Source organism: Streptomyces sp. NPDC060064 (assembly GCF_042736455.1).
Classification (GTDB): Bacteria; Actinomycetota; Actinomycetes; order Streptomycetales; family Streptomycetaceae; genus Streptomyces.
Window position 1 is genome coordinate 23617 of record NZ_JBHWWF010000015.1, and the last position, 12937, is coordinate 36553.

At 68.6% G+C, this 12937-nt stretch carries 14 protein-coding genes; 8 read left to right on the forward strand and 6 right to left on the reverse strand.

All coding sequences use genetic code 11. From position 1 onward, the window contains the following. Positions 1–25: 25 nt before the first annotated feature. On the reverse strand, positions 26–1540 hold the full coding sequence (locus ACFWDI_RS19075) for a gamma-aminobutyraldehyde dehydrogenase (protein ID WP_385305384.1): 1515 nt from the start codon (positions 1538–1540) through the stop codon (positions 26–28). Positions 1541–1717: 177 nt separating this feature from the next. Here ACFWDI_RS19075 and ACFWDI_RS19080 point away from each other — a divergent pair, with 177 nt between their 5' ends. Continuing rightward, positions 1718–2281 (forward strand): NADAR family protein, encoded by a 564-nt coding sequence (locus tag ACFWDI_RS19080; protein ID WP_385305386.1) that lies wholly within the window; start codon positions 1718–1720, stop codon positions 2279–2281. On the opposite strand, the gene ACFWDI_RS19085 is transcribed toward ACFWDI_RS19080, so the two are convergent. Beyond that, positions 2271–3050, reverse strand: a complete 780-nt coding sequence (locus ACFWDI_RS19085; protein ID WP_385305388.1) for a hypothetical protein — start codon at positions 3048–3050, stop codon at positions 2271–2273. The two genes, ACFWDI_RS19080 and ACFWDI_RS19085, sit on opposite strands and share 11 nt — an antisense overlap. A 109-nt stretch (positions 3051–3159) precedes the next feature. On the opposite strand from ACFWDI_RS19085, the gene ACFWDI_RS19090 reads away from it, so the two are divergent. The 3 genes from ACFWDI_RS19090 to ACFWDI_RS19100 are packed head-to-tail and all read left to right on the forward strand — an operon-like array spanning position 3160 to position 5751. After that, entirely contained in the window at positions 3160–4185 is a 1026-nt protein-coding gene (locus ACFWDI_RS19090) for an adenosine deaminase (protein ID WP_385305390.1), read from the forward strand. 20 nt (positions 4186–4205) lie between these two features. Next, complete coding sequence (locus ACFWDI_RS19095; RefSeq protein ID WP_385305391.1) at positions 4206–4916, forward strand: glycerophosphodiester phosphodiesterase; 711 nt, start codon at positions 4206–4208, stop codon at positions 4914–4916. A 13-nt stretch (positions 4917–4929) separates the two neighbouring features. Next, positions 4930–5751 carry an SAM-dependent methyltransferase gene (locus ACFWDI_RS19100; RefSeq protein WP_385305584.1) on the forward strand — a complete coding sequence of 274 codons (822 nt, stop codon included), beginning with the start codon at positions 4930–4932 and terminating at the stop codon, positions 5749–5751. Positions 5752–5824: 73 nt separating this feature from the next. On the opposite strand, the gene ACFWDI_RS19105 is transcribed toward ACFWDI_RS19100, so the two are convergent. From ACFWDI_RS19105 to ACFWDI_RS19115, 3 genes are read right to left on the reverse strand one after another with little or no spacing between them, the layout of a single operon-like run. Continuing rightward, positions 5825–6364: a hypothetical protein gene (locus ACFWDI_RS19105; RefSeq protein WP_385305393.1), complete on the reverse strand. Its 540-nt coding sequence runs from the start codon at positions 6362–6364 to the stop codon at positions 5825–5827. Between the two features lie 32 nt (positions 6365–6396). Next, the gene (locus tag ACFWDI_RS19110) at positions 6397–6927 is read right to left on the reverse strand and encodes an HXXEE domain-containing protein (protein ID WP_385305395.1); all 531 of its coding nucleotides are present in this window, start codon (positions 6925–6927) and stop codon (positions 6397–6399) included. Between the two features lie 13 nt (positions 6928–6940). Next, the gene (locus ACFWDI_RS19115; protein WP_385305397.1) at positions 6941–8095 is read right to left on the reverse strand and encodes a spermidine/putrescine ABC transporter substrate-binding protein; all 1155 of its coding nucleotides are present in this window, start codon (positions 8093–8095) and stop codon (positions 6941–6943) included. 212 nt (positions 8096–8307) lie between these two features. Between ACFWDI_RS19115 and ACFWDI_RS19120 the strand changes: the two genes are divergently transcribed. Next, positions 8308–8670 (forward strand): DUF1304 domain-containing protein, encoded by a 363-nt coding sequence (locus tag ACFWDI_RS19120; RefSeq protein WP_385305398.1) that lies wholly within the window; start codon positions 8308–8310, stop codon positions 8668–8670. Further along, positions 8667–9233 carry a TetR/AcrR family transcriptional regulator gene (locus ACFWDI_RS19125; RefSeq protein ID WP_385305399.1) on the forward strand — a complete coding sequence of 189 codons (567 nt, stop codon included), beginning with the start codon at positions 8667–8669 and terminating at the stop codon, positions 9231–9233. Before ACFWDI_RS19120 ends, ACFWDI_RS19125 begins: the two co-directional genes overlap by 4 nt. Before the next feature lie 112 nt (positions 9234–9345). On the opposite strand, the gene ACFWDI_RS19130 is transcribed toward ACFWDI_RS19125, so the two are convergent. Further along, positions 9346–10785, reverse strand: coding sequence for a gamma-aminobutyraldehyde dehydrogenase (locus ACFWDI_RS19130; protein ID WP_385305585.1), 1440 nt, complete (start codon positions 10783–10785; stop codon positions 9346–9348). A gap of 181 nt (positions 10786–10966) precedes the next feature. On the opposite strand from ACFWDI_RS19130, the gene ACFWDI_RS19135 reads away from it, so the two are divergent. Further along, positions 10967–11458: an Lrp/AsnC family transcriptional regulator gene (locus tag ACFWDI_RS19135; protein WP_326652921.1), complete on the forward strand. Its 492-nt coding sequence runs from the start codon at positions 10967–10969 to the stop codon at positions 11456–11458. Next, on the forward strand, positions 11443–12822 hold the full coding sequence (locus ACFWDI_RS19140) for an aspartate aminotransferase family protein (protein WP_385305400.1): 1380 nt from the start codon (positions 11443–11445) through the stop codon (positions 12820–12822). The genes ACFWDI_RS19135 and ACFWDI_RS19140 overlap by 16 nt, the downstream gene beginning before the upstream one ends. Positions 12823–12937 lie beyond the last annotated feature (115 nt).

Genomic DNA, 12937 nt, shown 5'->3' on the forward strand with positions numbered 1-12937 from the left:
GGGGTGGCCGACCTGAGCTGAGCTGCTAGCGGTCGCCGAAGATGGTGCGGTGCCAGTCCTTGCGAACTGTCGCCGTGTTGTCGTACATCACATGCTTGACCTGCGTGTACTCCTCGAAGGAATACGCCGACATGTCCTTTCCGAAGCCGGAGGCCTTGTAGCCGCCGTGCGGCATCTCGCTGATGATCGGGATGTGGTCGTTGACCCAGACGCAGCCCGCCTTGATCTCGCGGGTGGCGCGGTTCGCGCGGAAGACATCGCGGCTCCAGGCGGAGGCGGCGAGGCCGTAGGGGGTGTCATTGGCCAGCGCGATGCCCTCGTCGTCGGAGTCGAAGGGCAGCACGACCAGGACCGGGCCGAAGATCTCGGACTGGACGATCTCGCTGTCCTGGGCGGCGCCCGCGACAAGGGTGGGGCGGTAGTACGCGCCGCTCTTCAGTTCTCCCTGGGGCGCTTCGCCGCCGGTGACGACGGTGGCGTACGCGCGTGCCCGGTCGACGAAGCCGGCGACGCGGTCGCGCTGGAGGTGCGAGACGAGCGGGCCGAGGTCGGTCGACGGGTCGAAGGGGTCGCCGAGCCGGACGGTCGCCATCAGATCGGCGACTCCGGCGACGAAGGCGTCGTAGAGGGGCCGCTGGACATAGGCGCGGGTGGCGGCAGTGCAGTCCTGGCCGGAGTTGATGAGTGAGGCGGCGACCGCTCCGTTGACCGCGGCCTCGAGGTCGGCGTCGTCGAAGACGACGAAGGGGGCCTTGCCGCCCAGCTCGAGGTGGAGGCGCTTGACGGTGGCGGTGGCGATCTCGGCGACCCGCCTGCCGACCGGGGTGGAGCCGGTGAAGGAGGTCATGACGACGTCCGGATGGCCCACCAGGTGTTCGCCCGCTTCCCGGCCCGCGCCATTGACGATATTGACGACGCCGTCGGGAATCCCGGCCTCCTTCGCCGCCTCGGCGAACATCAGCGAGGTGAGCGGGGTGATCTCGGCGGGCTTCAGCACGATGGTGTTGCCCGCGGCGATGGCCGGCAGGACCTTCCAGGCGGCCATCTGGAGCGGATAGTTCCAGGGCGCGATGGAGCCGACGACACCGATCGCCTCGCGGCGTACGTACGAGGTGTGGTCACCGCTGTACTCGCCCGCGGACTGCCCTTGGAGATGGCGGGCCGCGCCGGCGAAGAAGGCGGTGTTGTCGACGGTGCCGGGCACGTCGAACTCGGTGGTGAGCTTGATGGGCTTGCCGCACTGCAGGGACTCGGCATACGCGAAGTCGGCCGCCTGCTCGGCGAGCACGGACGCGAAGCGGTGCAGGGCGTCGGAGCGCTCGCCCGGGGTGGCGCCCGACCAGCCCGGGAAGGCCGCGCGGGCGGCAGCCACGGCCGCGTCGACGTCGGCGGTCCCCGCCAGCTCGTAGCCGTGGATCAGCTCGCCGGTCGCCGGGTTCACGATGTCCTGCGTATGTCCTGAGGTGCCGGGCTGTAGCCGCCCGCCGATGAACTGTGCACCGTCCGCGTAGCGGTCCTGCACCTGGAAGCGGTTGTCCATGAAACTCACTCCGTCGTTCCAGCTCGAGTTGACTGCCGATCCTGGCAGAGGGTGACGTACCCAACAAGGGATTCCGTTGTTGCCTTTTGGTTACGCGACGGAATCGGTCGACCATGTGTCGCGTCGACCCGCATATCCCCGTACGGAGTGTCAGTGGTGGATGCAAGACTCGCGTGCATGGGGATGGATGAGCTGATCAAGCAGGTCAGCGAGGGGAACAGAATCAAGTATCTGCAGTTCTGGGGGCATGCGCCCCGCCGGGACGGAAGCATTGGCGCGAGCTGCCTGAGCCAGTGGTGGCCGTCGCTCTTCGTGGTCGACGGAATTCAGTACGCCACCGCGGAGCACTGGATGATGGCGTCCAAGGCGCGGCTCTTCGGCGACGCGGATGCGGAGCAGCGGGCGCTGGAGGCGCGCACGCCTGCGGAGGCCAAGAGGGCCGGGCGGCTGGTGCGCGGTTTCGACGACGCGATATGGGAGCGCGAGCGGTTCGGCATCGTGCGCTCGGGCAGTGTGCACAAGTTCGGGCAGGACGCCGAGCTGCGCAATTTTCTGCTGGCCACGGGGGACCGGGTGCTCGTCGAGGCCAGCCCGATGGACCGGATCTGGGGCATCGGGCTGGCCGCTGACGACGAACGGGCGCAGGACCCCGCGCGCTGGCGCGGGCTCAATCTGCTGGGGTTCGCGCTGATGGAGGCGCGCGAGGAGTTGCGGGCCGGGACGGCTGCGGCTAGCGGCTGACGCGCTCGATCGCCGGCAGGGCGTTGTCGATCACCAGGGAGTTGGAGTAGTCGCCGTAGACGTCTTCCGTGTCCTCGGTCTTGTCCTTGTTGAACGCGTTGGTGATCCCCCAGACCATCAAGCCGACGACGACGAGGCCGATGACGATGCCGATGACGCCGAGGATGATGCCGGACAGGGCCATGCCGGCGTTGGTGGCCTCGCCGCGCAGGGCCCGCTTCCTGCCGATGATGCCGAAGATCAGGGCGAGCACGCCCAGCACGACCCCGACAACGCCGTACAGGCAGAACAGACAGACGGAGAGGATGCCGAGCACCATCGCGGTGATGCCCATGCCGTTCGCCGGGGCGCTCTGCCAGCCGTTCTGGCCGTAGGCCTGGTATCCGGGGTATCCGGGATAGCCGCCGTACGGATCACCGACACCGGGCGTGGGCTGCGGGAGGCTCGGGGCGGCGGGGTAGCCGTAGGCACCCGCGGCGGGCTGGGCGGGTCCGCCCGGAGCGGCCGGGTAGCCATAGGGACCCGCCGCGGGCTGGGCCGGTCCGCCCGGTGCTATCGGGGGCGGCGGCACGGCGCCGGTCTGGGCAGCGGGTCCTACGCCGGGCATCGAGGTGACCGTCGGCTCGCTGTGCAGGAACGGCGCCGACGGGCTCGGGGTGGCGGCGGGCTTGTCCAGCGGGACCTTGTTCTGTGCCGCGCTGCTCTCCGGCGCAGCCCACGGATCGCGCGGCTCGGGCGCGCCGGGCGGCTGGGCCTGGTTGTCAGACATGTTCTCCCCCATCGTGGTTCGCCGTCATGCTACGGCCTTCGCACAGTCCTCGAACGGCCGCCTACGATGATCCCTGACCCGAGCGGCCCATTGAACACGGAGGACTCCGATGACCGATCTGCACCCCTTCATCGCGGGGCTTCCCAAGGCGGAACTGCACGTTCACCATGTCGGCTCGGCCTCGCCGCGCATCGTCGCCGAGCTGGCCGCCCGCCACCCGGACTCCAAGGTCCCCACCGACCCCGAGGCGCTCGCCGACTACTTCACCTTCACCGACTTCGCGCACTTCATCGAGGTCTATCTCTCGGTGGTGGACCTGATCCGCACCCCTGAGGACGTACGACTGCTCACGTTCGAGGTCGCCCGGGACATGGCCCGGCAGAACATCCGCTATGCCGAGCTGACCGTCACGCCGTTCAGCTCGACCCGTCGCGGCATCGACGAGGTTGCCTTCATGCTGGCGATCGAGGACGCCCGCAAGGCGGCCGAGGCCGAGCTCGGTGTCGTACTGCGCTGGTGCTTCGACATTCCGGGCGAGGCCGGACTCGAAGCCGCAGAGGAGACGGCCCGTCTCGCGGTGGATCTGCACCCCGAGGGCCTGGTCTCCTTCGGTCTGGGCGGCCCCGAAATCGGGGTGGAGCGGCCGCAGTTCAAGCCGTACTTCGACCGGGCCATCGCCGCGGGCCTGCACTCCGTGCCGCACGCCGGTGAGACGACCGGCCCGCAGACCATCTGGGACGCGCTGAACGAGCTGGGCGCCGAGCGCATCGGCCACGGCACCAGTGCCACGCAGGATCCGGCGCTGCTGGCCTACCTCGCCGAGCACCGCATTCCGCTGGAGGTCTGCCCCACCTCGAACATCGCGACCCGCGCCGTCACCGACCTCGACGAGCACCCGATCAAGGAGATGGTCGAGGCCGGTGTGCTGGTGACGATCAACAGCGATGACCCGCCGATGTTCGGCACCGACCTCAACAACGAGTACGCGGTCGCCGCACGGCTGCTGGAGCTGGACGAGCGCGGCCTCGCCGCCCTCGCCAAGAACGCCGTCGAGGCGTCCTTCCTCGACGAGGCCGGCAAGGCGCGGATCATCGCGGAGATCGACTCGTACACCGCCGCCTGGCTCGCCCGCTGACCGGCACCGACAATGGCCCCATGCGCGCTGTCCGTGTCGTGGGCCATCGCGGTGATCCCTACCGCGTCCGTGAGAACACCCTGCCCTCGCTCCGCTCGGCCCTCGAGCGGGGCGCGGGCGCTGTCGAGATCGACGCACGCCTCACCCGTGACGGCGTGCCCGTGCTGCTGCACGACGACTCGCTGAAGCGGCTGTGGGGACACGACCGACCGCTCGCGGATCTCACCGCGAAGGAACTGCACGAGCTGACCGACGGCGGAGTGCCGACCCTGCGCGAGGCGCTGCTCGCGGTCGGCGCGCACCGCGTGATGATCGATCTGCCCGGCGCCTCGGAGGAGTCGGTACGGACGGTGGTCGGCACCGTCCATGAGTGCGGGGCGGACGAGCGGGTGTACTACTGCGCGGGCCCCGTCGCCATGCTCGCGGTCCGCGCCACCGATCCCTCGGCCGAGATCGCGATGACATGGACGACGCCGGCTCCGCCGCGTCCGGCACTGCTCGACGCGGTGCGACCGCGCTGGCTCAACTACCGTTTCGGTCTGCTCGGCGAGGATTTGACGGACCGTCTCCACCGGGACGGCATGCTGGTCTCGGCCTGGACGGCAGACACCCGCCGCACCATGCGCCGCCTGGTCGGGTACGGCGTGGACTCGATCACCACCAATCGCGTGGACGCGCTGCAGCGCGTACTGTCCCCACGGCCCAACTCACCCGTCGGCAACGGTCGTTGATCCGTCCGGCATGATGGGCCGCACGCAGCCGGCCGAGGAGCAGAACGTGACCGACAGGATCCGCACCGACATAGCGCACAACGCCAGGGTCTGGAACCACTGGCTGGGCGGCAAGGACAACTACCAGGTCGACCGCGCGGTGGGCGACCAGGTCACCGGGATGTACCCGAGCATCGGCGAGGTGGCACGCGCGGACCGCGCGTTCCTCGGCCGCACCGTGCGCTACCTGGCCGGCGAGGCGGGCATGCGGCAGTTCCTGGACATCGGCACCGGCCTGCCCACGGTCGAGAACACCCATGAGGTGGCGCAGCGGATCGCCCCCGACGCACGGATCGTCTATGTCGACAACGACCCGATCGTGCTGGCGCACGCGCGAGCGCTGCTCACCAGTTCCCCGGAAGGCGCGACCGAGTACATCGACGCGGACGCCCACTACCCGGACCGGATCCTCCGCTCCGTCGAGCCGCTGCTGGATCTGAAGCAGCCGGTGGCCGTGATGATGCTCGGCATCCTGAACTTCGTACTGGACACCGACGAGGCCCGGTCGATCGTGCGGCAGCTGATGGACGCCGTGCCGTCCGGCAGCCATCTGGTGCTCACCCATCCGACGCTGGAGCTGGGCGGCGAGGGCAATGCCGCGGCGATGCGGTTCTGGAACGAGAACGCCACGCCGCCGATCACGGCCCGCAGCCGCGCGGAGTTCGCCTCGTTCCTGGAAGGTCTGGAGGTCCTGGAGCCGGGCATCGTGTCGTGCGCCCGCTGGCGCCAGGACCCGGAGACCGAGGGCGAGACGATTCAGGTGGCGCAGTTCGGCGCGGTCGGCCGCAAGCCGTAGAGCCGAACGCCGGCGCCTGGAGCACGGCTGAAGGCCCAGGACCACGCGGAGCCGGACGGCCTCGCCGACTGCACTACGCCGCGGCGGCGACCGGTTGTGGCCCCTCCACCGACTTCGTCAGCGCCTCGAGTTGCTTGATCTTGCGGCGCACGACATTCAGCGGGATCACCCCGAAGATCCCGAACGACATGTCGATGACCGACCACCAGAAGGGGATTCCGCGGATCGGACCGCAGATCAGGGCGAGCGGGATGATCCCGGCGCAGGCGATCATCCCGAACTCGACGACCCAGATGTTCCGTACGGGATCGCGGTACGGGCCGTAGAAGGCGACCGCGATCACAAGGTGCGCGAAGGCCAGCCAGTCCGTGCCGTACAGCACGAAGGGGTACTTCGTGTCGGTGGCGTCCAGCCCGGCCCGTACCCGCTCGATCCACTCCATCAGGCCCGGGAGATGATCCGGGACCGGCGAGGCCGAGGACTTCAGCAGATCCTCCACCCAGTGCAGCTCATGCACCAGCGGGAAGGCGGTGAGACCGCTCAGCACCAGACACACAATGAAGACGGCCAACCACACGCGTATGCGCCGCAAGAGGACTCTTCGCTCGCTCATATCCGCAGCGTACGCCCGGTTTTACGCGCCCTTTACCGGCCCCCGGTGACTCTGCGGGCGATCGCGTGCGAGACGATGGTGGCGCCTGCAGCCAGCGCCAGGCCGGCCGCCGCGTCGCGCGCCCGCGCGGGCCGGAGCACACCGGCGCGCCGCAGCCGGCCGCGCGCCCAGAGCGTGAACGGCACCACGATCAGTGGCGAGGTCGCCGAGCCCGGGGTGTAGCCGCGTACGGCAGCGGCCTGCGCGAGGTGGACGAGGCCGTGCAGCCCGAAACCATCCAGGGCTCCCTGGTAGAAGGCGGACCGGCCACCGGAGCGCCCGCCCGCGACGGCGGCCGAGGCGACGGTCGCGCCCATCACCCCGACGGCGACGGCGAATTCCCGCTCGTCGACGGCCTCCATGGCACGCCATACACGCTCGGGGACGCCCGGGAAGCGTTTGCGCAGTACGGGCACGTTCTCGCGTATCCAGCGCGGACCGGCCACCAGTTCTTCGGCGTCGTGCAGCAGCCAGGCGGCGAACAGACCGTACGTCACCGCGGAGTTCACGTGATCATCGCTCATGATCGCAAGTCTGCTACAGCCCGGCGATCGCGTTCCACCGCTTCGCGAAGGGGGCGCGCTCCTCGGAGGTGATGTCGCGCGCGATCGCGAGGCGTTTGCGCATCGCGTCGTCCGGGAAGATCAGCGGGTCCTCGGCGAGCGCGGCCGTCTCCTCGTCCTTCGACGAGGCCAGTACGTCGCGGGCGGCCGGCACCGGGCAGACGTAGTTGACCCAGGCCGCGAGCTCCGCGGCGACCTCCGGCTCGTAGTAATGGTCGACGAGCGCCTCGGCGTTGCGCTTGTGCCGGGCGAGGTTGGGAACCATCAGGCTCTCCGCCCACAGCTCCGCGCCCTCCTCCGGCACCACGAACTCGATGTCGGGGTTGTCGGCCCGGAGCTGGATGACATCGCCGGAGTACGCCTGACAGGCCAGCACGTCCCCGGTGGAGAGGTCCTTGATGTAGTCGTTGCCGGTGAAGCGCCTGATGTGTTTCCGCTTCACCAGCTTCTCCACCTGCTCACACATCTCGTGGAAGTCCTCCGCGGTCCAGCGGGTGACGTCCACGCCGTTGCCCTGCATCAGCAGGGCGAAGGATTCGTCGAGCCCGGAGAGGAGCGTGACCCGGCCGCGCAGATCGTCCGCCCACAGATCACTGGTGTGCCTGATCTCGCGGCCGAGCCTCTTGCGGTTGTACGCGATGCCGGTGATCCCGGACTGCCAGGGGACGCTGTGCAGCCGGCCCTCGTCGAAGGCGGGTGAACGCAGCTGCGGATCAAGGAATTTGGCGACATTGGGCTGCTTCGCCCGGTCCATCTCCTGCACCCAGCCGAGCCGTACGAACCGGGCCGCCATCCAGTCGCTGACGACGATCAGGTCCCGGCCGGTCTCCTGGTGGTTCATCAGCGCGGGGCTGACCTTGCCGAAGAACTCGTCGTTGTCGTTGATCTCCTCGGTGTAGCGGACCGAGATCCCGGTGCGCTCGGTGAAGGAGTCGAGGGTGGGTCGCTTGGAGATGTCCTCGTCGTCGGTGTCGATGTAGAGCGGCCAGTTGGCGAAGTCGACGCTTCTGTCGCCCTCCGAGACATCGCGCCGGGCACGGTCCCCGGGCTGTACGTATGCGGCGGGCACCCCGCAGCCGGTGAGTGCGGCGCCGGCGGCGAGGCCGAGCAGGAGGGACCGCCTTGACATGGGGTTCATCCGGATCGCGGGCACGTCCGAAGGATGCCGGGCGGCGCGTGGGCGCGGCAATGGACGCTACGTCGATCCGTACGGGCCCGGCCCGACACCCTGTCGATCATGGACATATGTCTATACTTCTTGGACAGTCGTCCAAGAAGTCGATTCGCGAAGTCAAGAAGCACGAAGTCACGAAGTCAACCAAGTCACGAGAAGAGTCGCTCATGAACACAACCGCCCAGGTCCTGGTCGGCCTGGTGGCCGCGCTCCACGCCTACATCCTGGTTCTGGAGATGTTCCTGTGGCAGCGCAAGCCGGGCCGCGAACTCTCCGGCTTCGACGCGGAGATGGCCCGCGCGACCGCCCCGCTCGCCGCGAACCAGGGCCTGTACAACGGCTTCCTCGCCGCCGGCCTGGTCTGGGGCCTGATCGCCGCGGACCCGACGGGGTACCGGGTGCAGGTCTTCTTCCTGAGCTGCGTGGTCATCGCCGGTGTCTACGGCGGCGTCACCGCGAACCGCCGCATCCTGGTGGCGCAGGCGCTCCCGGGCGCTCTCGCGCTGGCGGCCGTCCTGGTGGCTGGATGAGCGCCGCGACCGGCGATCCGCGGGCGGAGCGCACCCGCGCCAGGCTGCGCAAGGCACTGCTCGAGGAGTGCGCCGAGCGCCCGCTCGAAGAGGTCAGCGTCGCGGCGCTGGTACGCAGGGCGGGTCTGGGCCGGGCCACGTTCTATCTGCACTACACGGATCTGCAGGCGCTCGCGGTCGACGCGTGCGCGGAGGTCGTACGGGAGGCGGTGGAGGCCCTCCACGCCTGGCGCGGCACTCCGGACCCGGCCGCTCCGCCGCCCGCGCTGACGGCTTTCTTCACCGGCCTCGCGCCACACGCACCGCTCTACCGGACCCTGCTGCGCGAGGGCGGCAGCGGCCCGCTGGGCGATCTGCTCCACCACGAACTGCGCGAACGCAGCCGCAGGGAAAGGGAGTTGGCCGGCGCCCCGGCGCCCGACCTGATCGCCTCCGCGGTGGCGGCCACCTTCGCGGGCCTCCTGGCGGACTGGCTCCACGGCCTGATCGACGCGACTCCCGAGGCCATGACGGCCCAGGTCTGGCGCCTGCTGCTGGCACTGCACCGCACACCGACGACATGAAGCGGCGTGAGACGGCGTGAGACGGCGTGAGGCAGCGTGAGACGGCACGAGTACGGGGCGCGGGAAGTGTCCCGCGCCCCGTACTCATAGCGCTGCCTTGTAGGAGCAGATGTCAGCCGTCGAGCGACGTCATCACGTGCTTGATGCGCGTGTAGTCGTCGAAGCCGTACGCCGACAGATCCTTGCCGTAACCCGACTTCTTGAAGCCGCCGTGCGGCATCTCCGCGACCAGCGGGATGTGGGTGTTGATCCATACACAGCCGAAGTCCATTGCCTTCGACATCCGCATCGCCCGCGCGTGGTCCTTGGTCCACACCGAAGAGGCCAGCGCGAACTCCACGCCGTTCGCCCACTCCAGCGCCTGCGCCTCGTCCGTGAAGGACTGGACGGTGATGACCGGGCCGAAGACCTCGTTCTGGATGATCTCGTCGTCCTGCTTCAGGCCGGAGACGACGGTCGCGGCGTAGAAGTAGCCCTTCTCGCCGACCCGGTGACCTCCCGCCTCGACCTTGGCGTGCGCCGGCAGCCGGTCGACGAAGCCGGAGACCTGCGCCAGCTGGTTGGCGTTGTTGAGCGGGCCGTACAGCACATCGGCGTCGTCCGGCGCACCCGTCTTGGTGTCGGCGGCGGCCTTCGCCAGCGCCGACACGAACTCGTCGTGGATCGACTCGTGTACGAGGACACGCGTCGCGGCCGTACAGTCCTGACCGGCGTTGAAGTAGCCCGCCACCGCGATGTCCTCGACGGCCTTGGCGATGTCCGTGTCCTCGAAGACGACGACCGGCGCCTTGCCGCCCAGCTCGAGGTGAACGCGCTTGACGTCCTTGGCCGCGGACTCGGCGACCTGGATGCCCGCCCGTACGGAACCGGTGATGGAGGCCATCGCCGGGGTCGGGTGCTCGACCATCGCGCGGCCGGTCTCCCGGTCGCCGCAGATGACGTTGAAGACACCCTTGGGCACGATCGAGCCGATGATCTCGGCGATCAGCACGGTCGACGCCGGCGTCGTGTCGGACGGCTTGATGACGACGGTGTTGCCCGCCGCCAGCGCCGGCGCGAACTTCCAGACGGCCATCATCATCGGGTAGTTCCACGGCGCGACCTGCGCGCAGACGCCGACCGGCTCGCGCCGGACGATGGAGGTGAAGCCCTCCATGTACTCGCCGGCCGAACGGCCCTCGAGCATCCGCGCCGCGCCCGCGAAGAAGCGGATCTGGTCCACCATGGGCGGGATCTCTTCGGTACGGGTCAGCTCCAGCGGCTTGCCCGTGTTCTCGGACTCGGCCGCGATCAGGTCCTCGGCCCGCTCCTCAAAGGCGTCCGCGATCTTCAGCAGTACCTTCTGGCGCTCGGCCGGGGTGGTGTCGCGCCAGGCGGGGAAGGCGGCCGCGGCAGCGTCCATGGCGGCATCGACGTCGGCCTGCCCGGAGAGCGGAGACGTGGCGTACACGTCACCGGTGGCCGGGTTGATGACCTCGATCGTCCGCCCGTCGGCGGCGTCCCGGAACTCCCCGTTGATGTAGTTGCGCAGACGACGCAGCTCGGTGGTCACTGTTGCCACCCCTCCTGTCAGATGTCCGATGGGTGAGACCACCAACCCTAATCGCTCAGGTGACGCTTTCGACAGACCCGACCCTCCCCAACTTCGGATTCAGTGAGATTTGGACTTCAGAACAACGAATTTCATTGCTCAAGGGTTGCCAGACAGACGAGTCGCAGTGCAGAGTGAGCTCGTGGCCAGTCGTAGCGCAGAGTCCAGGAACGGAAACGGATCGTCCCCGACGATCGACGCCGTCTCCCTCGCCATCATCGAACAGCTCCAGGAGGACGGGCGTCGCCCGTATGCCGCCATAGGCAAGGCCGTCGGCCTCTCCGAAGCGGCCGTGCGTCAGCGCGTCCAGAAGCTGCTCGACCAGGGCGTGATGCAGATCGTCGCCGTCACCGACCCGCTCACCGTGGGTCTGCGACGGCAGGCGATGGTCGGCATCACGGTCGAGGGCGACGTCGACCCGATCGCGGACGCGCTCACTGCCATGGCCGAATGCGAGTACGTGGTGATGACCGCGGGCTCCTTCGACCTGATGGTGGAGATCGTCTGCGAGGACGACGACCACCTGCTCGAAGTGATCAACAAGCGGATCCGCGCGCTCCCCGGCGTGCGCTCCACCGAGAGCTTCGTCTATCTCAAGCTGAAGAAGCAGACCTATATGTGGGGAACCCGATAGCCGTGAGCAAGGACCTCTCCAAAACCGCCTACGACCACCTGTGGATGCACTTCACCCGCATGTCGTCGTACGAGAACGCACCCGTGCCCACCATCGTGCGTGGCGAGGGCACCTACATCTACGACGACAAGGGCAAGCGCTACCTCGACGGCCTCTCCGGCCTCTTCGTGGTCAACGCCGGCCACGGCCGTCACGAGCTCGCCGAGACCGCCTACAAGCAGGCTCAGGAGCTCGCCTTCTTCCCGGTGTGGTCGTACGCCCACCCGAAGGCGGTCGAACTGGCCGAGCGGCTGGCGCAGCACGCCCCTGGCGACCTCAACAAGGTCTTCTTCACCACCGGTGGCGGTGAGGCGGTCGAGACCGCCTGGAAGCTCGCCAAGCAGTACTTCAAGCTGCAGGGCAAGCACACCAAGTACAAGGTCATCTCGCGCGCGGTCGCATACCACGGCACCCCGCAGGGCGCCCTGTCCATCACCGGCCTGCCGGCCCTCAAGGCCCCCTTCGAGCCGCTGGTCCCCGGCGCGCACAAGGTGCCGAACACCAACATCTACCGTGCGCCGATCCACGGCGACGACCCCGAGGCCTTCGGCCGCTGGGCCGCCGACCAGATCGAGCAGCAGATCCTCTTCGAGGGCGCCGAGACGGTCGCGGCGGTCTTCCTCGAGCCGGTGCAGAACGCCGGTGGCTGCTTCCCGCCGCCGCCCGGGTACTTCCAGCGTGTGCGTGAGATCTGCGACCAGTACGACGTACTACTCGTGTCGGACGAGGTCATCTGCGCCTTCGGCCGTCTCGGCACCATGTTCGCCTGCGACAAGTTCGGCTATGTGCCGGACATGATCACCTGCGCCAAGGGCATGACCTCGGGCTACTCCCCGATCGGCGCGTGCATCATCTCCGACCGCCTCGCCGAGCCTTTCTACAAGGGCGACAACACCTTCCTGCACGGCTACACCTTCGGCGGCCACCCGGTCTCCGCGGCGGTGGGCCTGGCGAACCTCGACATCTTCGAGAAGGAAGGCCTCAACCAGCACGTCCTCGACAACGAGGGCGCGTTCCTCTCCACGCTGCAGAAGCTGCACGACCTGCCGATCGTCGGCGACGTCCGCGGCAACGGCTTCTTCTACGGCATCGAGCTGGTGAAGGACAAGGCCACCAAGGAGACCTTCACCGACGAGGAGACCGAGCGCGTGCTCTACGGCTTCCTCTCGAAGGCGCTCTACGACAACGGCCTGTACTGCCGTGCCGACGACCGTGGCGACCCGGTCGTTCAGCTGGCGCCGCCGCTGATCTCCAACCAGCAGACCTTCGACGAGATCGAGGGCATTCTGCGCAGCGTCCTCACGGAGGCGTGGACGAAGCTCTAGCCTCACCGGCCGGCTTCACCGGCCTCGTACGGCCCGGGGCACCCGGACACTCACTCGGCCGATCATTCGGCCGTACGAGTGAGATGGGGTGCACCCGGGCCGCGTGCTTCCCGAC